Origin of the sequence: Pseudomonas sp. OST1909 (assembly GCF_015277575.1) — a bacterium.
GTDB classification, from domain to species: Bacteria; Pseudomonadota; Gammaproteobacteria; order Pseudomonadales; family Pseudomonadaceae; genus Aquipseudomonas; species Aquipseudomonas synxantha_A.
The window spans coordinates 5368576-5392744 of the sequence record NZ_CP063780.1 but is presented as its reverse complement, the minus strand read 5'-3'; the positions used below and the strand labels follow the sequence as shown (position 1 = coordinate 5392744).

Below are 24169 nucleotides of genomic sequence, written 5' to 3'. Positions count from 1 at the left end.
ATGTCGAACTTAGTGACCAATGCTGGACACGCCCATGTCGATGACCATGGGCACGATGACCATCACCACGACTCGGGGCCAATAACCGTCTACGGTTTCTGGCTCTACCTGATGACCGACTGCATCTTGTTTGCGTCGATCTTCGCGGTGTACGCGGTACTGGTAAACAACGTAGCGGGTGGCCCATCGGGCCACGACATCTTCGAACTGCCTTACGTGCTCGGCGAAACCGCCTTGCTGTTGTTCAGTTCGATCACCTACGGCTTCGCCATGTTGGCCTTCTACAAAGGCAACAAGAAGGGCGTGCTGACCTGGCTGGGCCTGACCTTCCTGTTCGGCCTGGGCTTTATCGGCATGGAGATCAACGAGTTCCACCTGCTGATCTCCGAAGGCTACGGTCCTAGCCGTTCCGGTTTCCTGTCGGCGTTCTTCACGCTGGTCGGCACCCACGGTCTGCACGTAACCGCAGGTTTGCTGTGGATGGCGGTGATGATCTATCAGGTCAACAAACACGGCCTGACCAACACCAACAAGACCCGCCTGAGCTGCCTGAGCCTGTTCTGGCACTTCCTGGACGTGGTCTGGATCTGCGTATTCACCGTCGTTTACTTGATGGGGACTCTGTAATGGCTAATGCACACTCCCATGACAGCCACGATTCGAGCCACGGCAGCGTAAAGTCTTACGCCATCGGCTTCATCCTGTCGGTCATCCTGACCCTGATCCCGTTCGGCCTGGTGATGTACCCAACCTTGCCGAAGTCGATCACCTTGATGATCGTCCTGGCGTTCGCGGTGATTCAGGTCCTGGTGCATCTGGTGTACTTCCTGCACCTGGATCGCTCCAAAGAGCAGCGCGAGAACGTGATCGCGTTTGTGTTCGCAGGCCTGGTGATCGTTCTGCTGGTTGGTCTGTCGCTGTGGATCATGTTCAGCATCCACACCTACATGATGGCGAAGTGAGGTAAGACCCGATGTCGCTTAAGCACTTTATCCAAATCACCAAACCGGGGATCATTTTCGGTAACGTGCTTTCTGTGGCGGGCGGTTTCTTCCTGGCCTCCAAGGGACATGTCGATCTGGCCATCTTCCTGGCGGCGATGATCGGTACGTCCCTGGTGGTTGCTTCCGGATGCGTGTTCAACAACTGCATCGACCGTGACATCGACATCAAGATGGAGCGCACCAAGAATCGAGTGCTGGTCCAGGGGCTTATTTCCCTGAAGCTGGCGCTGATCTTCGCGACCATCCTGGGTGTTGCGGGTGTAGTGTTGTTGTACAAGGTGGCCAACCCGTTGGCGGCGCTGTTTGCCGTGATCGGTTTTGTCATCTATGTCGGCCTCTACAGCCTGTACCTCAAGCGCAAGTCGGTTCACGGCACGCTGGTGGGCAGCCTGTCGGGGGCGATGCCGCCGGTGATTGGTTATGTGGCTGTAACCAATAGCTTCGACATGGCCGCGCTGGTGCTGCTGGTGATGTTCAGCCTGTGGCAGATGCCGCATTCCTACGCCATCGCGATTTTCCGCTTCAATGACTACCTGGCTGCGTCGATTCCGGTATTGCCGGTCAAGCGCGGTATCCAGGTGGCCAAGAAACACATCCTGCTCTACATCCTGGCCTTCCTCGTGGCGACCTTGATGTTGACCTTCAGTGGCTACGCCGGCATGAGCTACCTCGCCGTAGCCGCCGCCATGGGCATGTACTGGTTGTACATGGCCTGGACCGGTTACAAGGCGGTGGACGACACCGTCTGGGCGCGCAAGCTCTTTGTGTTCTCGATCTTCACCATCACCGCGCTCAGCGTGATGATGTCCCTGGATTTCCAGGTACCCAAAGAGCTGTTGCTGACCTACGCGCACTGAGTGGTCTTGCAGTAAGAAAGCCCCGCCTTCGAAAGACGCGCGGGGTTTTTTATTGAGCGCTGCGCTAAACCGGATACGCTGCGTTATCGTTGACGTTTTTCGTGAGCGCGCTCGCTCCTACACCCCAATTCTACAAATGCAGGAAGCAATGCAATGAGTAAAAAAGCCGTGATGGTCTTCAGTGGCGGGCAGGACTCGACCACCTGCCTGATCCAGGCATTGAAGCAGTATGACGAAGTGCACTGCATCACCTTCGATTATGGTCAGCGCCATGTGGCGGAAATCGAAGTGGCCCGCAAGTTGGCCAAGCAATTGGGCGCCACCGTGCACAAAGTGATGGATGTGTCGCTGCTCAATGAGCTGGCGATCAGCAGCCTCACCCGTGACAACATTCCGGTACCGACCGTTAACAGCTCAGGCGAAAGCCTGCCGAGCACTTTCGTACCGGGCCGCAATATTCTGTTCTTGACCCTGGCTGCGATCTACGCCTACCAGGTCAAGGCCGAGGCCGTGATTACCGGTGTGTGCGAAACCGACTTCTCGGGCTACCCCGATTGCCGTGACGAGTTCGTCAAGGCATTGAACCAGGCCCTCAAGCTGGGCATGGAATACGACGTGCGCCTCGACACCCCGTTGATGTGGCTGAACAAGGCCGAAACCTGGGCCCTGGCCGATTACCACAACCAACTGGAACTGGTGCGCGAGCAGACGCTGACCTGCTACAACGGCGTCATTGGCACCGGCTGCGGCAACTGCGATGCGTGCAACCTGCGTGCCCGGGGCTTGAATGACTACCTGCAAAACAAAGCGGATGTCATGCAGAGCCTCAAGCACAAGTTGCAACTGAAGTAACCCTCGTAGGAGCGAGCTTGCTCGCTCCTACGAGATTATTGATAGCGCTTGAACAGCGAACGTGCCCCGTAGGCAGGCAGAATATTGAAGAACGCAAAACCGACTTTGATCGCGATCTGCACATAGATCATGCTCAGGATATCGCTGGTCTGCATGGCGCCGTAGAAGGCAATAAAGCAGAACAGAAAACTGTCGATGATCACCGCAAAGAAGGTGCTGAAGAAAATCCGCAGGTACAGGTACCTGGAGTTGGTCAGCTCTTTGATCTTGCACAGCAGATAGGAATTTATATTCTCCGAGACCAGGAACGACACCGAAGAGGCAACCAGCACCGACGACACCTGCAGGATCACGTCGTTATACGGCCCATCGAGTTTCCAGCCCGGCAGCCCCGGCAGGAACGTTGAGCCATACAACAGGATGATGATCATCGCATTGCTGGCAAACGCAAACATAATGGCTCGCCGGGCCAGGCGCAGGCCGAAGTTCTCGTTCAGCAGATCCACAATCAGGAAGGTCAGCGGGTACAAAAAAGTGCCCGGCGTCACAATGATGCCCATGGATTCCAGGTAGATCGGTTTGGTCGCGGCGATGCTGGTGAAGATGTAAAACGTGAACAGCAACAGGTTCAGGATGATGTAGATCATCCAAGAGTTTTCATTGCGGTCGTTAATGTCGTAGGCGGTGAGTGCTCCTGCTTGTGAATAGAACTTCTTGTAGAGGTTCTTGATTTCCAGCTTGTTGAAGTTGTCCATCATTTCGCTGTTGAGCACCTCACTGAGCTTGATTTTCACGACCTTGCCCGTGGCGATCACCATGATCACCGCCAGGCGCTTGTCATTTTCAAAGCCCAGCAACTTGTATTTGCTGTTTTCCACGGCGCCTTCAAAGGTTGTCATTGAAGCGCTCCTCGAGAATATCGCCGATGACGCACAAGCGGTCTGAGTTGCCGCAGGGTTCAAGGGTGATGAACAGCTTCTTGGTGGCGCGGTCGTACACCAGCTTTTCTTTATCGTCGCTCGATGCGCCTTTCTGCACGATCAGCAAGTCCCCCGGCTCATTGATGCCGGGAATCGCATGCTCCAGGCGAACGCCGATCAAGTTGCAGGAGTTGCCGAAGTAGTAAGTCAGTGGGTAAAGCGTGGCCAGCTCGCCGATGCGCTTGCCCAGGTTCTGCATCAGCAGGCTTTCCTTGAGCACAGGCACTGCCGCCGGGTTCTTGTTGCCCAGGGGGGAAACATTGCTTTCGATGACTTCCTTGGCTTCAAAGTTGACGGTCTCGATTTCTTCGTACGAAACGCCGAAGAAATCAGAGATCTTGCGAATGGTCGACTGTTGCACTTTGACGACCTTGCCTTCCAGGATGTTGTAGATGGTCGTCCTGGTCACGCCGGCGGCATTGCTTAACGAAAGCTGGGTTTCGCCACGACTTTTGATCAAGTACTTGATATTGCTCTTCAAGTGCTCGGTTTTTTCTCGTCTGTGTATCAAGTGCTCACCACTTCCATTTAGTCATCAGTCCATACCCGGCAGAACGTCTAGTTCCAGGCCCGCGGCAGCGCAAGTGTTGCATGGGCTCGCGTTGACAATAAAGTACTGAGTGCAGGGATACGTCCCGCCGCTAAATCAGGCAACTGCTTTCTCGTCATACCGTTATATCCGACCTGTGCGAATCCCTCGCACTTCGACAAGGAGTAGTCACCATGGTCAGCTTCAGCCGCAGGTCCCTTCTCGCTCTTGGGGCGGCGTTACCTGTACTTGGCCAGCTGGATTGGGCGGTTGCCAGCCCGGTGCCGGCTCAACCCGACAAGGTACGGCTCAACTACAACGAAAGCCCCTACGGCCCTTCAGACGCCGCCCGTGAGGCGATGCAGCGAGCGATTGCAGCGTCTGGGCGCTATCCCTACCCGGACATGTACGCCTTGGCCGCGCAGTTTGCCCACCAGCAGGGGGTTGCCGAAGAAAACGTCGCGGTGTTTGCCGGCTCGATGGCGGCCCTGCGTTTTGCGGTGCTGGCGTTTACCAGCCAAACCCGCGGCCTGGTCATGGCGACACCGTCCTATGAACTTGTGCGTCAGGCGGCCGAGTCGATCAAGGCGCCGGTGCATGAAGTGAACCTCGACGCCGGTCATGCCCATGATGTACCGGCCATGCTCGCGGCAGACCCACAGGCCGGCATGTTGTACCTGTGCAACCCCAACAACCCCACCGGCACCCTGACCCCTACCGAGGCCATCCGCCAAGCCCTGGCGAACAAACCCAAAGGCAGCGTGCTAGTGGTGGACGAGGCGTATATCGACTTCTGCGATGCAACCAGCTGTGTGAGTTGGGTCAACGACCACGACGATCTGTTGGTGCTGCGTACGTTCTCGAAAATCTACGGCATGGCCGGAGCGCGTCTGGGGCTGGCAATCGGTCATCCGGCGCTGCTGGAGCGGCTGGCGGTGTTCGGCGGTGACAACGTCCCGGCCGCTGCCAGCCTATTGGGCGCACGTGCCAGCCTGGAGGACGCCGCGTTGGTGGGCCAACGCAAAGCGCTCAATGCCAGGTTGCGTGATGAGACAGTCGCCTGGCTCAAAGGCCGGGGCTTTAGCTGCACGGCTTCCCAGAGCAATTGCTTCATGATCGATGTAAAGCAACCCGCTGAGCAGGTGGTTGAGCGGCTGGCCGCACAGAATGTGCTGGTGGGGCGCGTATGGCAGAACTGGCCGCAATGGGTGCGGGTGACAGTGGGCAACCAGCAGGAGATGGAACGCTTTCGCGAGGTGTTTGCCGCGCAGATCGCGCACGTAGGCTGAAACACTACAAACAAGTGGGGGCTAGCGCCTCCACTTGTTTAGTCCAGCGGTGTTGCCTGTAACGCGTTACTGCTGGGCAATGCTGTAGCCGGCAAACGCTGTCTGCTGCTGCAGCGCAGTAATCACACTTTTGCGGCTCAACGGCTGCTCATTACCGGCGTTATCCACGAAGCTTTCCACTTCCAGTTCGGCCTCGTCGCCTTCACCGACGAAGTTGAACCCCAGGAACTCGAATGCTTCGCGGTCCACGCTGAGCCTGGAGCGCGGTGTGCGCAGCGGCAGGGTGACGCTGATGCCATCCTTGCTGATCACAAACACCTCGGCTTCTTTCTTGGCACGTGCTGTCTTGCCCTTGCCGGCACTTGGGTTGCTGATGGCCTGATGCGACTGGTTCAGCACCTTGAGGGCCAGGCCATAGACCAGTTCCTGAAACTGGGGATCGTCCTTGAAGCTGGACAGGATGCGGCTGATCGAGAACTTGCTGCTCAGGTCTTCGAGGGCGGCGTTATCGGCGGCTTCGGCGTCCTTCAATTGTTTGAGCTGGCCCATCAGGTCGTAGGCTTTGTCATCGTCGAAGGCGTCATGGGCCTGGCGGATGGCGATGCGCAACTCGCGGATCTGGTCGCTTTCCTTGGAGGTATGAAACGCGTCCAGCACCATCTCGCTGATGATCTTGGCCGCTGGCACATGCTGTGAAAGATTGATGGCGTTTTCGTATTCGGCTTTGGCATGCAAGGCGGTTACGGATTCTTCGGCGGATTCTGCGGTGTAGGAATCAGGCATTAAAATTTCACTGCGTAGTAAACGGGGAGACAAAAACGTCGGGCATTTTCGGCGGGGTGGGGGATCAGGTCAAGACAGGTTCGGGCAGGTGATGCTATTGATCCAGTTGCGCGAAGCACGCCTGGAGAATATCCAGGCCTTCCTCCAGCACCCAAGGCTCGATGGTCAACGGTGCCAGCAAGCGCACAATGTGCCGCGACTTGCCGCTGGGCATCAGCAGCAAGCCGGCGTCTCGCGCCAGGCCCAGCAACTGAGTGAGTTGCCTGGAGGCCGGAGTGCCATCGACATTCACCAGTTCAATACCACGCATGGCGCCGACGCCGGTGAGGCGGCCCAGGTAGGGCGACAGTTGTTGTGAGCGCCAGCTTTCATGGCGTCTGACAATGGCCGCCTCCTGCTGTGCCCCCCAAGCTTGCAGGTGTTCATCGGTCATCGCCTCAAGGGTAGCCAGCGCCGCCGCGCAGGCGATGGGGTTGCCGGAGTAGGTGCCGCCGAGGCCGCCCTTGGGCAGGTTGTCCATCAGCGCCTTGCGCCCCACCACAGCACCCAACGGCACGCCGCCAGCGATGCTTTTGCCGAGCAGCAACAGATCCGGTTCGATGCCCAGGCGCGAAAAGGCAAAGCGCTGCCCCGTGCGACCAAAGCCGGACTGGACCTCATCGACAATCAGCAGGATGTTGTGCTCGTCGCAAAAGCGCCGCAGGGCTTGGGCGAACTCGATATCAAGGGCGAGGAAACCGGCTTCGCCCTGCACCGGCTCGATGATGAAACAGGCCACATCGTTTACGTCGATTTCCACGCTGAACAGACGGTCCATCGCCTTCAGCGCTTCGGCGCATGTCACGCCGTTATCGGCACTGGGGTACGGCAGGTGATACACCGGGCCAGGCAGTACGCCGACCTTCTGCTTGTAGGGCGCCACCTTGCCATTGAGGTTGAGGGTCGCCAGGGTTCGGCCGTGGAAGGCTCCATCAAAGGCGATCACCGCCGTTCGCCCGGTGGCGCCGCGGACGATCTTCAACGCATTTTCCGCCGCTTCCGCGCCACTGTTGGTGAGCATGCCGCTGACCGGGTAGTGCACCGGGATAAACGCCGTCAGGCGTTGCATCAACTCGATGTAGGGCGTATGCGGTGCGGCGTTGAATGCGTAGTGGGTAAGCCTGGTTGCTTGCTCGCGAATCGCCGCCACTACGCCCGGATGGCAATGGCCCAGGTTAAGTACGCCGATACCGCCGACAAAATCGATGTAGCGTTTGCCCGCGGTGTCCCACACCTCAGCGTTTTTACCGTGGCTGAGGCTGATGGGATGGACGATGGAAATCGATTGGCTGATGCTGGCGTGGCTCATGAATCGCTTACTCGACAAGGCTGGGCGTGGTTTATCTAAGCCGCGCACCGGGCCTTGTCGCAAACGAAATAAAGTCGCCGGGTCATTCCAAATCGGAAGGAGCGCTTATCTGCATTAATCCGACACCCCATCTTTGCCCGCCGCCTTGGACCGATATAGCGCTCGATCAGCCCTCGCCACCAGCGCGGCAGGGGACTCACCCATGCGCCGCTCTACAATCCCCAGGCTCAGGGTGACGTTGAGCTCGTTGACGATAGGTGACTGTTTGATTGCACGGCGAATCCTTTCGGCCAATTCCTTCGCCGTGTCCAGGTTGCTTGCAGGCAGCACCACCATGAACTCATCGCCGCCCCAGCGAGCCAGCAGGTCAGTTGTGCGTACGCAGCTTTCCAGACGCTCCGCCACCCCTATCAGCGTCTGATCACCGACGCCGTGACCGTATCGGTCATTGACCGGCTTGAAGTCATCGATGTCCATCGCCACCAGCGCCAGGGGCACACGAAAGCGTTCGGCGCGGTCGCATTCTTCCAGCAGGCATTTTTCCAGGCGATAACGGTTGGCGATGCGCGTCAGCGCGTCGCGCTCGGCCAGGGAACGATTTTCGTCCAGCTGTATCTGCAATTGTTGATTGACCCGCGACAGCTCAAGGGTACGTTCTGCCACCAGTGCTTCAAGGGATTGGTTGCGTTTTTGCAGGCGTTCAATGGAGCATTTACGCGTATGAATGTCGCGGTGCGCGCCCACCATGCGCGCCACTGAGCCGTCGGGGTTGCGTGCAATGATGTAGCCACGATCCTCGATCCACAGGTAAGTGCCGTCTTCTTTCCGGCAGCGGTATTCGGCGCGGTAAAGGGGCGAGCGTTGACTGATGTAGTCATCAAACAACGCCATCACGCGCGGGTAATCCTCGCTATGGATCACGCTTTCCCAGGTGAACACGTTGTTTTCCAGCGAGTCTCGGGAATAACCGAGCATTTCGTACCAGCCGGGGTTGCGGTAGACGTAGCCAGTCTTGGCGTTCCAGTCCCAGATCCCGTCACTGACCAGTTCCATGATGGCGTGCAGCAGGTCGGCGTGGAGTTCGGAAAAGTCATTGCGTAGTGGCTCGTTGCCGGGTGTATCGTCCATCAGCGCGCTCCCTGCAAGGGCTGGCTTCTAGGGCCAGTTATTATTGTTGACGCCGATACTCCGTGGCTGGCGCTACTCTACCTCGCGGCTTGCACGGTTTGAATAGGGCGGATGTGCTGCTTTCGGATAGTGGCGTTTGGCTATGATTCGGGCACCAGCATCTTTGTGCGAGGCTTTCCATCCGCGTTGTGTTGGTAAATCTCATCCGGCTGGCCCTGTTCATTGAAAAACACCTGGCCAATTCCCGCGCTATTCCACAGCCGCTCACCCGCCTCGGCATGCTCCGGAATATACGGGACTACCTGCATGGTGCGGCGGCGGGTAAACCAGTTGAGCGGCGAGCGTGGGGAATACAGCCAGCGGTTGAGACGGTCGAACCATTCCAGCAAGCGCGGTGGGAACTCATTCTTGATGCCGCTGCTGGTGATTTGCCAGATCCTCGGGCCGCCGTTGCGATGACGGATCAGCACCTGGTAGACGAACGAGTAATGCACATCGCCGGAGAGGATCACGTAGTTACCGGGCGTGCGCGAGTGGCGGAAGATGTTCAGGATCACTTGGGCGGCGCCGCGATGAGCCATCCAGTTTTCGGCGTCCACCAGCAGTGGGAAGCCGCACCAACTGAAGACCTTTTGCACCGTTTCGATCAGCTTGACGCCAAAGATCGGCGCAGGCGAGACGATAATGGCCGACGGATGGTCGAGCAGCTCCTGTTGCAGTTCGCTCAAGGCTTCCCAGTCCAGCAGGCCGGAAGGTTGCTTGAGGGTAAATTCGCTGCGCCAGCGCCGAGTACGGGTATCGAGTACCACCAGGGCAGGGGTGGTGGGCAAAACGTAATGCCATTGCTGGAATTTCAGCAGCGCCTCCAGCAGATCATCCTGGGCGGCAGCCTCCAGATGATTGCCCTGCGCCTGGCCAGTCAGTGCCTGGGTCTGGCTCAGCAGCTCGTCGAACACTTGGGGCTGGTTGCCCCAGCCCTGGCATAACAGGTACGCCAGCAAGGCATTGCCGATGATGCGTTTGGAGAAGGGATGGCCGTAGGCGGTTTGCTCCCACTGAGCGCTGAGGTTCCAATCGTCAGTGATGTCATGATCATCGAAGATCATCAGCGTCGACAGGTGGGTGAACACTCGGGCTACCCCCGGCAGGCCGGTGCGGAATTGATCGATCTGGACCTGTTCGCGGGCATAACGCAGTTGTTCTTGCGCGCTCAGTTGCGGCGGTTGTGGTGTGATCAGCGTCCACGGGGTGGGCGACCAGACCAGCAGGTACATCGCGATGACTTCGGCGAAGGTCACCAGGTGATTGTCAGCGGTGCTGCTGGTGAAGATCGGCTTCTTCACGCCGCCGAAAAAGCGTTCGCGCAGGGTCTCGTTACTGTCCAGCGCCGGAAGCAGGTCGGCTCGGTGGTAATAGCTGGCGCGATGCCCATAGAGGCTGACGCTGTCGTCCACCACGGCGCCCTCCAGGAACTCGTCGAACAGGCCCAGGCGCGCGATCAGCGCATGGATGGCCCGCAGCATGGGCCCGGCGACATCGTCGGCGTAGACCTGGTCGCCGCTCATCATCAGCAAGGCGGGGCGTTCGAGCGGGGTGCGGGCCTCCGCCAACAGGCGATCGACACATAACAAGCCTTCGTCAGCACGGTGATGGGGTTTACGGCAGGAGCCATGCACCAAGTGGTTGATGCGGCTATGCAGCACGAAGCTCGGCGTTGTGGCGTCGGCATACAGCAAGTGCGGCGCCCATTGTGCAATACCAATTCCGTCGACGATCAGGTCGTAACCGATGACCTCGTCCTGAGGCAGAGCGTCGCTCAGCTCTACGTCGATCAAGTGGATAACGGCATGGCGCCCGACGGGCACGATTTGGCAGTGCGTTGCATCGAGCGGGATATTCAGCGCCTCGCCCTGGGGTAATTGCAGCCTCAAGCACAGTGGCAGGGCACGACTGCCCACCAACCAGATAACCAGGCGCTGCGGTTCAAGGCGCCTTAGCAGGGGACCTGCGATGACAGCAGGCAGGATGTCGGGTTGATGCATGAAAAATGCAGCTCATACCAAATGGGACTGGAGAGGATAACGCAGAGGATGTGAGTGTTTTGTTAACGCAAGTGCAGCGCGGTGCGCTGCACTTGTTGCCGGTGACCCGTAACGGTTTAAAGCAGTTTGCCTCCTCCGAGAGAGGTCATACCCGAATCTTTGGGTTTTGGTTGCGTGTCCTGCCCCTGTGGGGGGCCGTCAAGCGGCGAAGAAGTTGGCGCGGGATTGGCTGGAGGCTGGTTATCTTTTAAGCCTTGCTGGACGTTATAGCTGAAGCTGTGAAACGAATTGCCGATGAACATGGTAAAACCCCTTACTCAATTGGAGGACTGTTGTCGCATCAATACTCCCTTTGAGTGCGCACTGATTGAGTGGAGTTGGCCGGGTTTTTCGTTCCCGGCCATAGGTAACCATATGTTTGGCTAGTAGGAATTTGGTGTGTCTCAAGCAGGCTTAGGCACCGTAAACCTGAATTCACTGCCGCGCCCCAATTCACTGTCGGCTTCGATCCGACCACCATGGGCCTGGACAATCCCCTGGGTGATATACAGCCCCAGCCCGCTGCCGGTGGGATTGTTCTCGGACTGGGTCCAATAGCGGTCGAACACATGGGGCAAATGATCCGGCGCAATGCCTTCACCGGAATCGCGTACCGAAAACACGATCTCTTCGCCGTTGCTCATGGCGCTGATACCGATGTTGCCCTGGCGGGGGGTGAATTTGATGGCGTTGCCGATCAGGTTCGACAGCACTTGGAACAAGCGCTCCGGGTCGGCGCTGATCTGCAGGCCAGGCTCGGCGTTGAACGACAGGTCGATACCTTTTTCCGAGGCCAGTGGCGACAGCAGCGAGTATGCCTCTTCAAATATCTGGCTGACGTCCAGCGCAACCGGCTTGACCACATAGCGTCCGGCTTCGATTTTCGAGGTGTCGAGCAAGTCCTCCAGCAGCACATTCATGCGCCCGGCGGCCTGTTGCATGGTGTCGATGGCCGAGGAAATCCGCCGTGAGGTGTGTGGGCCGTCGGAGCTGAAGGCTTTCTGCATCATGCCGCAGAGCATGGAAATGACTGTCATCGGGTTGCGCAGGTCGTGGGAAACCACTGCGACCAACTCGTCACGGGCACGCACCGCTTGTTGTTCGCGCAGCACCTGGCGGGCCAAGTCATTTTCCAGGGCCGAGCGGCGCAGGTCATTGGCGGCAAACAGGTCGCCGTGGCTCCACTTGGTGGAAATGCCGGCCATTTCCACTTTCCAGATTTCAAACGACGTGCGTGGGCGAAGGCGTAGGCCAGTGTCAGAGCTTTCCAGATTTAACGGCTTGCTCGGGTCACCGCTCCAATTGATGTTCTCTTTGACTTCCGGGCGAAACCACAACACACCGTTATCCACAGGCTTGGGCAGGCTCATGGCGAGCACACCACTGGCCACCGCCTGATACTCGGCGGCCGGTGGGTACACCGAAGCCAGGTTGTGGTTGGAAAATACCGGCTGGCCCAGCGTTTGCAGCCACTTGTGCAGCGCCCGGATTTGCGCTGGTTCCGGGCAGTTGCCGTAACGGTGCAACTGCTTGTCTTCGATGATCGCCACACCGCCCGACAAGGTCAGGTCCATCAGTTTTTTACCGTGGTGGGCCAGGCTGTCGAACACGTTGTCGTCGCTGGCTTTCATCGCCCGATCAAGCAACGCCAGGGTTTCGACTTTCTCCTCTCGCTGGCGGCTTAACTCCAAGGCTTCCATGGCACTGATCTGCAACGACAGCACCTGACCGATGGTTTGGCAGGTCATACGCAGATCGTTCGGCACCAGCAGCGGCTCGCGGTTGCCGCAGCTGATCAGGCCCCAGAGTTTGTCGCCCTTCATCAGCGAAATACTCATGGACGACAACACGCCCATGTTCTGCATGTATTGGCAGTGAATCGGCGACACGCTGCGCAGGGTAGCGAAGCTCAGGTCCAGCGGTTGGCCGGTGTCCGGGCGCAATTTTGGCAATAGCGGTACGGGTTCGTAGGACGCATTCGGGATGATCCGAAGCCAGTTGGTGCGATACAGCTCACGGGCTTGTTCGGGGATGTCGGACGCGGGGAAGAACAGGCCGTTGAATAACTCCATGGCCGGCGCCGAGGCTTCAGCGATTACCTGGCCATGGCCTTCGTCTTCGAAGCGATAGATCAGCACTCGGTCATAACCGGTCATGGCCTGGATTTCATCCACGCTGATGGCGTACAGCGCTTGCAGAGTCTTGGCTGATTGCAGGCGTTGCAACATTTTGCTCAGGTTGCTGGTGAGACCATTGCTTACCTGGGGTTTGAAATCCGTGAGCAGGGGTTCGAACTCCAACACCAGCACGTTCTGATGACGATGCAACAAACCTTCGAACTGAGCACCGTTGAGCGTGACATGCAGGGGTGGGGCGTCGATAAAGGTATTGTGCTCGGCCATCGACTGCACCACTTGGGCGTGTTCACTGCCGATCAACGTATGCAACGGTTGATTCAACAGGGCCTCGGGCGCGTAACCGAACAAGGTGCCGACGTTGGCACTGACCTGGATGATGTTCAGCTCAGGCTCCGACAGCGTCAGCAACACGCCATGAGGCTGGATTGCCCCGGGGAAGCGGATGGGCTCGTCGGCACAGTTGGCAAGCAGCTCTTCAAAATCTTCGGGTTTCATAGCAGTACCTCCTGGCGTTCGAGCCATTGCTCAAAGCCGCTGAAAGTGGACCGGGCAGCCATCACTGCGCGCGCTCGAGCGCTCGCATCCAGTGGCAGATGAGCCAGGTAGTCGAGAAAGTCTTTCCAGCGCCGGCCGGTCTCGGCACCGTAGACATCGAGAAACGCACCGCCGTTGTCGGCTTCGATCGCCAGGCGTGACGCCATTTCCCGGCGTAATACCTGGCCACCGAGCGTTGCGCCTTCCAGTACATACAGGGCGCCGAGGCAAGCGGCAGGCGTGTCCAGCGCGGGGAGTTGGGTGCAGCGGGGAAGGGCATCGAGGGTGTGACTATCCAGGCCCAGAGCGCGCAGATCGTTGACCAGCGTCGGCGTTTTCACACGTGATGCAATGTCAATTCCATCTGGAATCAGGCCGCCGTTGTACAGCGCCGCCTCCATGGGTTGATAAAAACCGTAGTACGCCTGCAGCAACCGCCGATACCACTGGGCATCCAGGCGTTCGGAAAAAAACGGCAAACGCTTTTCCAACGCGACATGCAACAGGCCGGTGCCCGTGCGCAACGATTCCAGCAAGGATGGCGCACCAACGTCATGGGCCTGTGAGTGCATTCAATGAGCTCGAACTGTGGGCCTGTCGGCCAGGAATGACGCATGAAAATGGGCGACAATTCTACACAACTCGTTGTCGTCAGCTGAGCGCAAGAAGCGAAAAGGCTGACCAGTAGATCAGAAAAGTCGCTCCCTGTATTCCAAATGACCCCACGGCACGCCACGAGTTCGGTCCGGATGATATCGCGACGCTATCAATGCATGGGCGGTCCCTGCTGGGTCAATGCCGTTTGCACGCACTCAAGCAAGTGATCGGTGCTCCATGGTTTAGGCAGAAACCGCACCGAGCTGCCCAATTGAGTGGCGATCTTCGTATTGCCGGAAGTCAGCACCACCTGCACCTCAGGCCAGCGATGAGCCACTACGCGGCTCAAGTCGTAGCCATTGAGCAGGCCGGGCATTTGAATATCACTGACAATCAAGTCCACAGGGTCGTCGCCCCGCTCCAGATAAATCATCCCTTCATCCGCCGAAGGGAATGAAGTCACCACCGCACCGAAATCCTCCAGCACATCCACCATTAACGCCCGAATGATCTCGTCGTCTTCCAATACTAAAATCGATGGCTGAACCATGATCCTTACTCCACCATCAGGGGTTCAGTAAGGTGGAGTGGGGGTTGGGTATATAGGTTCGATTGGATGTTTTTTAAACGATGGGTGGTCATTCGGCTGGTTCCAGTATGTGGTCTTGGCCCACGCCGTCAGCACGATAATCCTTTAAGGTAAGCGCCACTGCGACGTCCAAGGAATGCCATGTTTAAGCGTAATCCCCTCGTGCCAGAACTCATCGTTACCCACCTTGGTGCCAGCCTGGCATTCTGGGTTGACCAGTTGGGTTTCGGCATCGCCTATCAGCGCGCTGAAGAAGGCTTTGCCTACCTCGACCTGCACGGTGCGCAAATCATGCTGGAACAATACGCGCCGCACGCCGGGCAGTGGCTGACCGCGCCCTTGCAGCAGCCTTTTGGGCGTGGCATCAACTTGCAAATCGACGTGCCTGCCGTAGCGCCTATCTTGCGGCGCCTGTCGGAGATCGGCCGCCCGTTGTTCCGTAACGTCGAGGATGCCTGGTACCGCGCGGGCGACGTAGAGGCCGGGCAGCGCCAGTTCATCGTGCAAGACCCGGACGGTTATCTGGTGCGCCTGGTGGAACGGCTGGGGGAGCGGCCGTTCAAGCAGGCATAATTGACGGCAATAACCCCTAGGGAGCCCCTGATGAAGTACGTGTTATTGACCTTCGCCCTCACCGTTGTCGCCGCACCCGCGTTTGCAGCTGGCGACGCCGAAGCGGGCGGCAAACTCTTCACCAAGACCTGCGGCGGCTGCCACAGCATCGGTGAAGGTGCGCGCGGCGGTTTTGGGCCGCAGCTGAACGGCATTCTCGGCCGACCTGCCGGTACGACCCCGGACTATCAGTATTCGGATGCGATGAAGAATTCGGGAGTGGTCTGGACGCGGGACAAACTGGCGGCCTACATCGAAGACCCGAAATCGGTGGTAAGTGGGACGCGGATGATTTTCTGGGGAATCAGTGATTCGCAGAAGATCGAAAATATCCTGGCGTACTTAGATACATTCCAGCCCAAGTGAGCCAACGCGATCAAAGTGTGGGAGGGGGCTTGCTCCCGATGGCGGCCTCATTTTTGAAAAGCGTGTACGGAACGGGCACATGGTGGACGGGTGTGCCTAAGATCAAGAGCGGCTCGCGTCGCATCGTGGTGACGGTCGGCTACCACTAAGTTGTGTCGGTACCTATGTCGCGATAGCGGTGAGTCAGTCAATGAAGTTGGGGCTGACACTCCGCTATCGGGAGCAAGCGTCCTCCCACTTTGAACTGGGTTGGGAGTAACGGACCGATGTCTGGCATACGTCTGCCGAGAACTACAGCTAAGCCGGGCTTCTTGCGTAGAAGCAGGCATCAATAGACCCTAATTACTAGTGTGAGCTGCGAAAACCATACCGTTAAAGGTGTGAGCGCAGCAGTCACACATGGCTTCATCTGCTACGACTCAGTCTGAACTCTGTGAATGTTTGTTATTCGTTTGAAACTTCGTAATCAAATGCGATGAAGTAATCACTTTCTGAAAGAGAAATCTCATGAGAAAAGTATGGCTGTATCATGGATAACCACTCCGTGCGCAGTTCAAACATGCCGTTATTTACGTCTCGGGCAGTCGATAGCCCAAGACTGGATATCACGGTGTAGTCATCCCCCAAGTCCGCCGAGTTTACTGTTCCGCATAGCCTTTCTGTGGCTCTGTTAAACCATTCCAACCTTACTTTTAGTCCCATGTTGCCCTCACAGATATTTTTTGATGTTTCGTTTCTTGTTTGGCCCTTTTAGCTGCGCGCCGGTTATGTGGTTGTACGCACCTACGTGGCTTCCATCACTTGCTAGATAGACTTCTAGCTCCCCATGTTGGGAATCCCATTCATAGACTTTCCGGCCTTTTTCCTCAATCCAGCGCTCTCTCAGTCCGGCACCTCCCTGTCTGGGAGTCATGGGCTTTGCTTTTATCAGGTTTGCAAAGCCAGTTATGTGTTCAGTGTTAGGCGCTTTGTGGTACTTGTGATCCCCAGCCTTGACACTTACTACCACATACAGTGGTCGAACCCCGGACTCCACTGGGAACACCAGAATGAAATCCCGATACTGCGGCGGGTAAATCGGATTCACCAGAATCTGCGCGGCTGTCTCCGTTGGCGGATAGATCCAAATCACCGGCGCTTGCGGCGCAGCCTCCAGTGCTGGAATACCTAGTGTGTCACCCGGATCAACGGCGGGCGTCCAAATCAGCTCCGCCCCCTCGTCCAACACCGCCACAAACTGACCGCCTCGGTTTTGAAACTGCACCACATCAATCATCTGCCAATCAGTATTGTTGCCGGTGTAAAAGCCGTAGCCTTCGAGCGTGCCGTCATCGCGTTGCTCGATATGCAACCGCATCTGCGAACGCGCCCGTTGTAACGAACGCAGTTGCTCCGCGCTGTAGAGTGCGCTATCACCCAGTTGCGACGGCCAGGCCAGCGCTACCAACCCTGTCAACAGACCACCTGCGACGCCCCCGGCGATTGTGGCAGTCGACTCAAAAAGCGCCGAACGCAATGACAGCTGCCCCAAACCAGCGGGCAGTGCACTGCCGCCGATCTTGCGCAAGGCAACCGCGCCTCGGGTGTCCACTTCGCGTCCCCCCAACAGGCTTAAATGACCGTACTCCTTGATCAGCTCCAACGGAACGTACCCAGAGGGTTTGAAGTAATGGGTGAAGCCGTCAGGCAGTTGGCAGGGCTTGATGAAGACGCAGCCGGGAGGTTTGGCTGGCGCGGGTGTCGGGGCAGGCGATGGCTCGGAAAAATCAATAGGCGGCGAATACGGCACACGCGATGGCTGCGGAGTCAGGATTCGTCGTTTGGTTAACTCTTCTTCGGTCGGTGGATAAAAGCGTTCTGACATGAATAGCTCACTTCCCTGTGCGAAGTGTGAGCCTAAGAGCAGGTATCAGAAGCGGCTATCGTCTTTATTCGCTAGCCTGTGTAGGAAAGGTGGATTGATTTTCGACAAACAAGACAAACCTCCCACCCTCGTACTCCCTACGTCTGCATTGCGTCTGCTGGTCGATATTTTGTGAGAATTGACCCTCGGTAATGCCGTCAAGGTTGTTCCGGTTCATGCTGAATTGACCTCTCAGGAAGCTGCTGACCTGCTTAACGTCTCGTGCCCAAGGCTCAGGCCAGCAGGTGCTTTGATATCAGCCGCGAAATCTCCACAATCGAGGTTTTCCCAGTGAACTCGAACTTCACCTTCCCCAGCGACGAAAAGTAAATCTCCAGCTCCGAATCCAGATCAAACGTCCCTGACGTTTCCACTGAATACGCCACGATGTTTTTGTACGGCAGCGAAGTGAAATCCTTCTTGCTGCCGGTAATCCCCTGCACGTTCACTGCGATGATGCGCTTGGTGGTGAAGACCACGCCGTCGCGCAGGGCCTTGTACGCGTCGACCACTTCTTCGCCGTCCAGCAGCAGGGCCGATACGCGTTCGGCGTATTCGTTGTTTTGTTTGAGCTTGAAGAAGCCTTTGTTGTTGAAGTCGATCATGTGCTTGTCCTGGTTGAAGGGTGCCGCTGGTGTATGGCGTTTTGCTCGCGGATCTGTATCTAACGGCCGAGCCTGCAAGGCTCTAGCATGGCGCGTAACACTACAGTGCTGGCGAAGGATTTTACGCCGGCAGCATAAAAATCCAGGAGTTAAACAATGCCCGATATGTCCAGCTTGCTTGCCTATGGCCTGATTTCACTCGGCATGGTGCTCACGCCCGGGCCGAATATGATTTACCTGATTTCCCGCTCGATCTGCCAGGGGCGCACCGCAGGGCTGATCTCACTTGGCGGGGTGGCGCTGGGCTTTTTGATCTATATGGTGTGCGCGGCGCTGGGTATCACCGCGCTGGTGATGGCGGTGCCGCTTGCCTACGACGTGCTGCGGTTCGGCGGGGCGCTGTATCTGGTGTACCTGGCGTGGCAGGCGGTCAAGCCGGGCGGGCGTTCACCGTTTCAGGTGCGGGACTTGCCCAAGGACAGCCCGCGCAAGTTGTTCACCATGGGCGTGGTGACCAACCTGCTCAATCCCAAGGTGGCGGTGATGTATCTGTCGCTGCTGCCCCAGTTCATCGAACCGAACGGCCATGGCAGCGTGCTGTTGCAATCGTTGGTGTTGGGCTCTCTGCAGATTTTCATCAGCGTCAGCGTCAATGCGGTGATTGCTTGTATGGCCGGCTCCATCGCGGTGTTCTTCGTGACTCGGCCGGGGTGGCAGGTGGTGCAGCGCTGGGTGATGGGGTCAGTGTTGATGGGGTTGGCAGTACGGATGGCGGTGGAAGGGCGCAAATAAGGCTGCTTTCAGCGTGCCATGACGTTGACAATCACATGCAGGATGAATGCAGGTCCATAGCAGGGGCGCCCGTGTTCATCTTCGATACGCCATATCGAAGTGACCGTGCAGGTCTCTTTCGGCGCTCCAAACTCTACGGTGATATGCACCGGTTGGCCGGGCAGGGTTTCGGCAATCGGTACCTCGTTGTTAAGGCTGCGCAGGTGGCTGTCCATCACCACTTCCAGGGGCTCGCCTGTAGCCGTGCGACGGGCGATGACGTATTCACCGTCTACTCGAACCAATCGTCGACCGCGCCAGGGGCGGGTACCGACGTTCTGGATCTCCCAGGTTTTCTGAAACGTTTCGCCAGGCAGCACGACGGTTTGGTCGGGCGTGGTGACGTCGGCGTTAAACACCACAATGTCGCCAAGATCATGCAGGCCGATGGCTCGGTTGGTGGTTGCCATTGAATGGGTATCGACCGGTGCGCCTGCCAAATCGGCGAAGTAGCGGAACAGCAATAGCGGGGACACCTGCAGCGCCTTGGCCAGTTTGATCAGGGTGCGTACCGAGGGATCCTGTGAAATGCCACCCGCTAATCCGTAAAGATAGGTACGCGAAATACCGGCTTCCTTGGCCAGGGTTGTCATGGATTTGCCCAGTTCCCGGCTGCGTCTTACGACCAGTGCTCGGAGTGTGTCGCGGGTTTTGATGCTCATATCCGTACGTTGATCCCCGTCCTTGAAAAATCATCATCTTGTTCGCCAAAAAGGACAACTTGCTCGCCGTTGCGTGTAGTGAGCCCTGCACACTCGCAACCTGCTAGCGCCGTTGTGAAGGACATGGATCAGTCCCTTTCTGTTTGGCTATATCCAGTGTCGCGGTTTCTCGCATGCTTGCGAACCTAGTGTGTGTTGCATTCCTTTACAACTATCTTTGGGTATAGCTATGTCTCGATTAAAAGCATGCTGCGAATCCATAGCCCGATCAGGCTTTGGCATTCTGCAAATTCCTGATGCGATGTTGCAGGACTACAAAAAGATCATCGATGGGTATTCGGCCATTCCCCAGGCCATCAAGGATGAATTTTCCTTTGCCCAGGACACGGATGGGTTTTTCCCTTTTGGCGCCGAGTACTCCCTTGCCGAGGATCACCCTGACCTGTGCGAGCGGTTTTGTTACTGGCCCGCGCACGCTTCAAAAAGAACCGCTTTCGAATTCACCCGAAGTACTTTCGTTGACGCAGTCGGCAGTTTTGAACGACAGATGAGCGAGTTGGCCCAGGGGGTGATGGATGGCATTTGCGAGGAATTTGGCGTGGCACCCTTGGCCCCCTTTCGCGCGGCATCGTATATCCAGTTGTGTGTCTACGGTCCACAGGCCAAAGACCATTCTCGTAGATTTGCTCAAGATCCTCATGAAGACGGGCATATGCTTTCGTTTATCAAGCCTACCCGCGAAGGGCTGGTCTTGATGAAGGGACGATCGTTGGAACCTGTACGCCTTCTGGAGAACGAGGTCGCGGTGCTGGCGGGCTCCTTGCTGACAGAGCTCTCCGATCATGCCGTGCCTGCCGCCTACCATGCTGTACTTGCACCCAGCAAACCGGTCGCCAGAAGCTCATTGATTTACTTTGCAAACCCCAATCCGGATCAGTTGCTGACGACCTTTTACCGCCAGAAACCCCTTGACCTGGGCAGCACGGTGAATGCTCGTCATACCGGTTTCGGTAATCAGCCGATTCAACTGCGCTAAATAGTCCTGGAGGGCTCGAACAGTCCATGTTTCCTCACTTCAATGCCCTTTACATCGAAGGTTTGCTCTTGGGTATCGGACTGTTCGCCGCCCCAGGCCCGAAAGACACCCTGGTGATCCGCCAAGGTGTCGGTCGCGGGCCGATCTGGGGCGTTGTCGCCATTTGCGTATTGGCCGATATTTTCCTGATCGCTTTCGGGGTCACGGGTTTAGGGTCGTTACTGGGAAGTCGGCCTGAGGTGATGGCGCTATTGCTGTTGTCCGGCGCGGCCTATCTGCTGTGGTTTGGTGGCCAGCGTCTGTTGGCTTGCATCCGGGATCAGTCCATGCCGGATGCTCAAGGCGGCAACTCGCAAAGAGGGCTGTTGCGCTCGGCGGTCATACTCGGCTTTGCCAACCCTTATGCATGGCTGGATACCGTGGTGCTGATTGGTTCTATCGGTGCCACGAAACCTGCGGGTCAACAGGCACTGTTCGCGACAGGCGCCATGACGGCATCACTCGTGTGGTTTGTGGTGTTGGCGCTGTGCTGTCAGCGGCTGACAGTATTGTTTCGCAAGCCAGCGGTCTGGCGTTGGCTGGATGCAGGGGTGGCGGTATTGATGGTGTACCTGGCCGTTATGCTGATCACCGATTCATTGCACATCTTTCAGATAGCCCTTTAGAACGGTCAGCGGGCAGATCAACTCATCAAGGCGAGAGATGTTTTGCACAGGGGTGGACAGCTTTAGCAATTCACGCCCGAGCACGCTGTCCGCTCCACCCAATGCAATCAACGCCTGGGTGATGCACTCATCGAGCTTAAACTGGATCTCAGCCAAGTTTCCCTGGCGCACCAACAACCCAAACACTTCACGCTCATAGCCATCCATTGCAGGATCATCGCGCAGCAGCGGGCTGCCGTCCTCGGTTTCATGCGCCAGCTTCAGGGCGAACAGCGCAACCGCTTCAAGCATCAATTCCATGGTCCCGCTACCTCCACTGCCACGCCCGGCACTTTTTCACAGGCGAAAAAAAAGACCTTGAATTTCAAGGTCTTTCTTTAAGATGGTGCCCCGAGGGAGACTCGAACTCCCACTCCTTTCGAAAACGGATTTTGAATCCGCCGCGTCTACCAATTCCGCCATCAGGGCTCAATGGCGGCGAAGTATAGAGATGAGATTACCGTTGGTCAATCACGTTTCATGGTCTATTTTCACTATTTCCGCTAGACTTCCCGGCCCTGCTAGACGAACCCCATCATGCGCGTTGCTGACTTTACTTTTGAGCTCCCTGATTCGCTGATCGCTCGCCACCCTTTGGCCGAGCGTCGCGCCAGTCGACTGTTGACCCTGGACGGGGTCAGCGGTGCCCTCGCACACCGTCAATTCACTGATTTGCTTGAGCATTTGCGCCCGGGCGATTTGATGGTTTTCAACAACACCCGGGTAATTCCGGCGCGGCTGTTTGGCCAGAAAGCTTCCGGCGGCAAGCTGGAAATCCTGGTGGAGCGGGTGCTGGACAGCCATCGTGTGCTGGCCCATGTGCGCTCCAGCAAGTCGCCCAAACCGGGTTCGAGGATCCTCATTGATGGCGGTGGCGAAGCCGAGATGGTGGCGCGCCACGATGCCTTGTTCGAGCTCAAGTTTGCCGAAGAAGTGCTGCCATTGCTGGATCGCGTCGGCCATATGCCGTTGCCTCCTTATATAGACCGCCCCGACGAAGACGCGGACCGCGAGCGCTATCAAACGGTGTACTCACAGCGCCTCGGCGCTGTAGCGGCGCCGACTGCCGGGCTGCATTTCGACCAGCCGCTGCTGGATGCGATTGCCGCCAAGGGCGTCGAGACGGCCTATGTGACGCTGCACGTGGGGGCCGGTACGTTTCAGCCGGTGCGTGTGGAGAACATCGAAGACCACCACATGCACAGCGAATGGCTGGAGGTCAGCCAGGACGTCGTGGACGCGGTCAATGCGTGCAAGGCACGCGGTGGGCGAGTGGTGGCCGTGGGCACCACCAGCGTACGGTCGCTTGAAAGTGCGGCGCGTGATGGCGTGCTCAAGCCGTTCAGTGGTGACACTGATATCTTTATTTTCCCGGGCCGGCCATTCCATGTGGTCGATTGCCTGGTCACCAATTTCCATTTGCCCGAATCCACGCTGTTGATGCTGGTGTCGGCATTTGCCGGTTACCCGCAAACCATGGCTGCTTACCAGGCCGCCATTGCCAACGAGTACCGTTTTTTCAGCTACGGTGATGCGATGTTTATCACCCGTAACCCGGCGCCACGCGGCCCAGAGGAACAACTATGAGTCGTATGTCGTTTGAATTGTTGGCCACCGACGGCAAGGCCCGTCGCGGTCGCCTGACCTTCCCGCGCGGCACCGTGGAGACCCCGGCGTTCATGCCGGTCGGCACCTACGGCACCGTCAAGGGCATGTTGCCGCGCGACATCGTCGCTACCGGTGCCGAGATCATCCTCGGCAACACCTTCCACCTGTGGCTGCGCCCGGGCACGGAAGTGATCAAAAAGCACGGCGATCTGCATGACTTCATGAAATGGCAAGGCCCGATCCTCACCGACTCCGGTGGTTTCCAGGTATTCAGCCTGGGCGCCATGCGCAAGATCAAGGAAGAGGGCGTAACCTTCGCCTCGCCGGTGGACGGTGCCAAGGTGTTCATGGGGCCGGAAGAGTCAATGCAGGTCCAGCGCGACCTGGGTTCCGACATCGTGATGATTTTCGACGAGTGCACGCCTTACCCGGCTGACGAAGACGTGGCGCGCATCTCCATGGAGCTGTCCCTGCGTTGGGCCCAGCGCTCGAAGAATGCCCATGGCGACAACACCGCGGCGCTGTTCGGGATTGTCCAGGGCGGGATGCACGAAAGCCTGCGTAAACGCTCGCTGGAAGGCCTCGACAAGATCGGCTTCGACGGCCTGGCCATCGGCGGTTTGTCGGTGGGCGAGCCCAAGCACGAAATGATCAAGGTGCTCGACTACCTGCCGGGCCTGATGCCCGCTGACAAACCTCGTTACCTTATGGGCGTTGGCAAACCGGAAGATCTCGTAGAGGGTGTGCGCCGCGGTGTGGACATGTTCGATTGCGTGATGCCAACCCGTAATGCCCGCAATGGGCATCTGTTCATCGATACAGGCGTGCTCAAGATCCGTAACGCGTTCCATCGCCATGATGATTCGCCGCTGGATCCCACCTGTGACTGCTACACCTGCCAGAACTTCTCCCGTGCCTATCTGCATCATCTGGACAAGTGCGGGGAAATGCTGGGTAGCATGTTGAATACCATCCACAATTTGCGTCACTACCAAGTCCTGATGGCTGGTTTGCGCGAGGCTATTCAACAGGGTACATTGGCCGCCTTCGTCGATGCCTTCTATGCCAAGCGCGGGCTCCCTGTGCCGCCCTTGGACTGAGTTTTCCGACCCTAAGATTCACTATTTGCAACT

At 57.6% G+C, this 24169-nt stretch carries 27 protein-coding genes, 1 tRNA gene and 1 pseudogene; 13 read left to right on the top strand and 16 right to left on the bottom strand.

Annotation, left to right across the window (positions count from 1 at the left end):
• The 4 genes from IH404_RS23465 (at position 1) to queC (ending at position 2713) form a co-directional block, all read left to right on the top strand.
• Entirely contained in the window at positions 1-627 is a 627-nt protein-coding gene (locus IH404_RS23465; RefSeq protein WP_005791252.1) for a cytochrome o ubiquinol oxidase subunit III, read from the top strand.
• The gene (gene cyoD / locus IH404_RS23460; RefSeq protein WP_003194051.1) at positions 627-962 is read left to right on the top strand and encodes a cytochrome o ubiquinol oxidase subunit IV; all 336 of its coding nucleotides are present in this window, start codon (positions 627-629) and stop codon (positions 960-962) included. Before IH404_RS23465 ends, cyoD begins: the two co-directional genes overlap by 1 nt.
• Before the next feature lie 11 nt (positions 963-973).
• Positions 974-1861 carry a heme o synthase gene (cyoE, locus tag IH404_RS23455; RefSeq protein WP_005791249.1) on the top strand — a complete coding sequence of 296 codons (888 nt, stop codon included), beginning with the start codon at positions 974-976 and terminating at the stop codon, positions 1859-1861.
• Between the two features lie 153 nt (positions 1862-2014).
• The gene (queC, locus tag IH404_RS23450; protein ID WP_005791247.1) at positions 2015-2713 is read left to right on the top strand and encodes a 7-cyano-7-deazaguanine synthase QueC; all 699 of its coding nucleotides are present in this window, start codon (positions 2015-2017) and stop codon (positions 2711-2713) included.
• Between the two features lie 35 nt (positions 2714-2748).
• Here the strand turns inward: queC and IH404_RS23445 are convergent, their stop codons facing one another.
• Complete coding sequence (locus IH404_RS23445) at positions 2749-3612, bottom strand: queuosine precursor transporter (protein WP_005791245.1); 864 nt, start codon at positions 3610-3612, stop codon at positions 2749-2751.
• The gene (locus IH404_RS23440; RefSeq protein WP_005791243.1) at positions 3599-4204 is read right to left on the bottom strand and encodes a helix-turn-helix transcriptional regulator; all 606 of its coding nucleotides are present in this window, start codon (positions 4202-4204) and stop codon (positions 3599-3601) included. Before IH404_RS23440 ends, IH404_RS23445 begins: the two co-directional genes overlap by 14 nt.
• 212 nt (positions 4205-4416) lie before the next feature.
• Between IH404_RS23440 and IH404_RS23435 the strand changes: the two genes are divergently transcribed.
• Positions 4417-5511, top strand: a complete 1095-nt coding sequence (locus IH404_RS23435; protein WP_005791242.1) for a pyridoxal phosphate-dependent aminotransferase — start codon at positions 4417-4419, stop codon at positions 5509-5511.
• A gap of 66 nt (positions 5512-5577) precedes the next feature.
• Here IH404_RS23435 and IH404_RS23430 read toward each other — a convergent pair whose 3' ends face one another.
• The 8 genes from IH404_RS23430 to IH404_RS23395 form a co-directional block, all read right to left on the bottom strand.
• Positions 5578-6294, bottom strand: coding sequence for a hypothetical protein (locus IH404_RS23430; protein ID WP_005791240.1), 717 nt, complete (start codon positions 6292-6294; stop codon positions 5578-5580).
• A gap of 94 nt (positions 6295-6388) precedes the next feature.
• Positions 6389-7642: an aspartate aminotransferase family protein gene (locus IH404_RS23425; RefSeq protein ID WP_005791238.1), complete on the bottom strand. Its 1254-nt coding sequence runs from the start codon at positions 7640-7642 to the stop codon at positions 6389-6391.
• Positions 7643-7756: 114 nt separating this feature from the next.
• Positions 7757-8770, bottom strand: coding sequence for a diguanylate cyclase (locus IH404_RS23420; RefSeq protein ID WP_005791236.1), 1014 nt, complete (start codon positions 8768-8770; stop codon positions 7757-7759).
• Between the two features lie 140 nt (positions 8771-8910).
• Positions 8911-10812, bottom strand: coding sequence for an alkaline phosphatase family protein (locus IH404_RS23415; RefSeq protein ID WP_194439162.1), 1902 nt, complete (start codon positions 10810-10812; stop codon positions 8911-8913).
• 116 nt (positions 10813-10928) lie between these two features.
• A complete protein-coding gene (locus IH404_RS23410) occupies positions 10929-11114 on the bottom strand; it encodes a hypothetical protein (RefSeq protein ID WP_157264179.1) in 186 nt (61 codons plus the stop codon).
• Between the two features lie 141 nt (positions 11115-11255).
• The gene (locus IH404_RS23405) at positions 11256-13484 is read right to left on the bottom strand and encodes an ATP-binding protein (protein WP_194439160.1); all 2229 of its coding nucleotides are present in this window, start codon (positions 13482-13484) and stop codon (positions 11256-11258) included.
• Positions 13481-14095: a biliverdin-producing heme oxygenase gene (locus IH404_RS23400; RefSeq protein WP_194439158.1), complete on the bottom strand. Its 615-nt coding sequence runs from the start codon at positions 14093-14095 to the stop codon at positions 13481-13483. Before IH404_RS23400 ends, IH404_RS23405 begins: the two co-directional genes overlap by 4 nt.
• Positions 14096-14289: 194 nt before the next feature.
• Complete coding sequence (locus IH404_RS23395) at positions 14290-14670, bottom strand: response regulator (protein ID WP_005791228.1); 381 nt, start codon at positions 14668-14670, stop codon at positions 14290-14292.
• Between the two features lie 180 nt (positions 14671-14850).
• On the opposite strand from IH404_RS23395, the gene IH404_RS23390 reads away from it, so the two are divergent.
• Positions 14851-15282 carry a VOC family protein gene (locus IH404_RS23390; protein ID WP_194439156.1) on the top strand — a complete coding sequence of 144 codons (432 nt, stop codon included), beginning with the start codon at positions 14851-14853 and terminating at the stop codon, positions 15280-15282.
• 30 nt (positions 15283-15312) lie between these two features.
• The gene (locus IH404_RS23385) at positions 15313-15687 is read left to right on the top strand and encodes a cytochrome c family protein (protein ID WP_005791225.1); all 375 of its coding nucleotides are present in this window, start codon (positions 15313-15315) and stop codon (positions 15685-15687) included.
• A 444-nt stretch (positions 15688-16131) separates the two neighbouring features.
• Here IH404_RS23385 and IH404_RS23380 read toward each other — a convergent pair whose 3' ends face one another.
• Both IH404_RS23380 and IH404_RS23375 read right to left on the bottom strand, forming a co-directional pair.
• Positions 16132-16389, bottom strand: a complete 258-nt coding sequence (locus IH404_RS23380; RefSeq protein ID WP_005791222.1) for a colicin E3-like toxin immunity protein — start codon at positions 16387-16389, stop codon at positions 16132-16134.
• Positions 16390-16396: 7 nt separating this feature from the next.
• A complete protein-coding gene (locus IH404_RS23375; protein ID WP_005791220.1) occupies positions 16397-17551 on the bottom strand; it encodes an S-type pyocin domain-containing protein in 1155 nt (384 codons plus the stop codon).
• On the opposite strand from IH404_RS23375, the pseudogene IH404_RS27915 reads away from it, so the two are divergent.
• Positions 17550-17819, top strand: a pseudogene (locus IH404_RS27915) (hypothetical protein); the annotation flags it as partial. The gene IH404_RS23375 and the pseudogene IH404_RS27915 sit on opposite strands and share 2 nt — an antisense overlap.
• A gap of 4 nt (positions 17820-17823) precedes the next feature.
• Here IH404_RS27915 and IH404_RS23370 read toward each other — a convergent pair.
• Positions 17824-18195: a PH domain-containing protein gene (locus IH404_RS23370; RefSeq protein WP_194439154.1), complete on the bottom strand. Its 372-nt coding sequence runs from the start codon at positions 18193-18195 to the stop codon at positions 17824-17826.
• Between the two features lie 156 nt (positions 18196-18351).
• Between IH404_RS23370 and IH404_RS23365 the strand changes: the two genes are divergently transcribed.
• Entirely contained in the window at positions 18352-18987 is a 636-nt protein-coding gene (locus IH404_RS23365) for a LysE family translocator (protein WP_005791216.1), read from the top strand.
• An 8-nt stretch (positions 18988-18995) separates the two neighbouring features.
• Here IH404_RS23365 and IH404_RS23360 read toward each other — a convergent pair whose 3' ends face one another.
• Positions 18996-19688 (bottom strand): NBR1-Ig-like domain-containing protein, encoded by a 693-nt coding sequence (locus IH404_RS23360; protein WP_005791214.1) that lies wholly within the window; start codon positions 19686-19688, stop codon positions 18996-18998.
• Positions 19689-19917: 229 nt separating this feature from the next.
• Here IH404_RS23360 and IH404_RS23355 point away from each other — a divergent pair, with 229 nt between their 5' ends.
• Both IH404_RS23355 and IH404_RS23350 read left to right on the top strand, forming a co-directional pair.
• Positions 19918-20724 carry a 2OG-Fe(II) oxygenase family protein gene (locus IH404_RS23355; protein WP_194439152.1) on the top strand — a complete coding sequence of 269 codons (807 nt, stop codon included), beginning with the start codon at positions 19918-19920 and terminating at the stop codon, positions 20722-20724.
• A gap of 26 nt (positions 20725-20750) precedes the next feature.
• Positions 20751-21389 carry a LysE family transporter gene (locus IH404_RS23350; protein WP_005791208.1) on the top strand — a complete coding sequence of 213 codons (639 nt, stop codon included), beginning with the start codon at positions 20751-20753 and terminating at the stop codon, positions 21387-21389.
• On the opposite strand, the gene IH404_RS23345 is transcribed toward IH404_RS23350, so the two are convergent.
• Both IH404_RS23345 and IH404_RS23340 read right to left on the bottom strand, forming a co-directional pair.
• Positions 21360-21689: a hypothetical protein gene (locus IH404_RS23345; protein ID WP_005791206.1), complete on the bottom strand. Its 330-nt coding sequence runs from the start codon at positions 21687-21689 to the stop codon at positions 21360-21362. The two genes, IH404_RS23350 and IH404_RS23345, sit on opposite strands and share 30 nt — an antisense overlap.
• An 83-nt stretch (positions 21690-21772) precedes the next feature.
• Positions 21773-21857 (bottom strand) — tRNA-Leu (locus tag IH404_RS23340).
• 108 nt (positions 21858-21965) lie between these two features.
• Between IH404_RS23340 and queA the strand changes: the two genes are divergently transcribed.
• Together queA and tgt are read left to right on the top strand one after the other, a co-directional pair.
• Positions 21966-23015 (top strand): tRNA preQ1(34) S-adenosylmethionine ribosyltransferase-isomerase QueA, encoded by a 1050-nt coding sequence (gene queA / locus IH404_RS23335; protein WP_005791205.1) that lies wholly within the window; start codon positions 21966-21968, stop codon positions 23013-23015.
• A gap of 5 nt (positions 23016-23020) precedes the next feature.
• Positions 23021-24136, top strand: a complete 1116-nt coding sequence (gene tgt, locus IH404_RS23330; RefSeq protein WP_032803964.1) for a tRNA guanosine(34) transglycosylase Tgt — start codon at positions 23021-23023, stop codon at positions 24134-24136.
• Positions 24137-24169 lie beyond the last annotated feature (33 nt).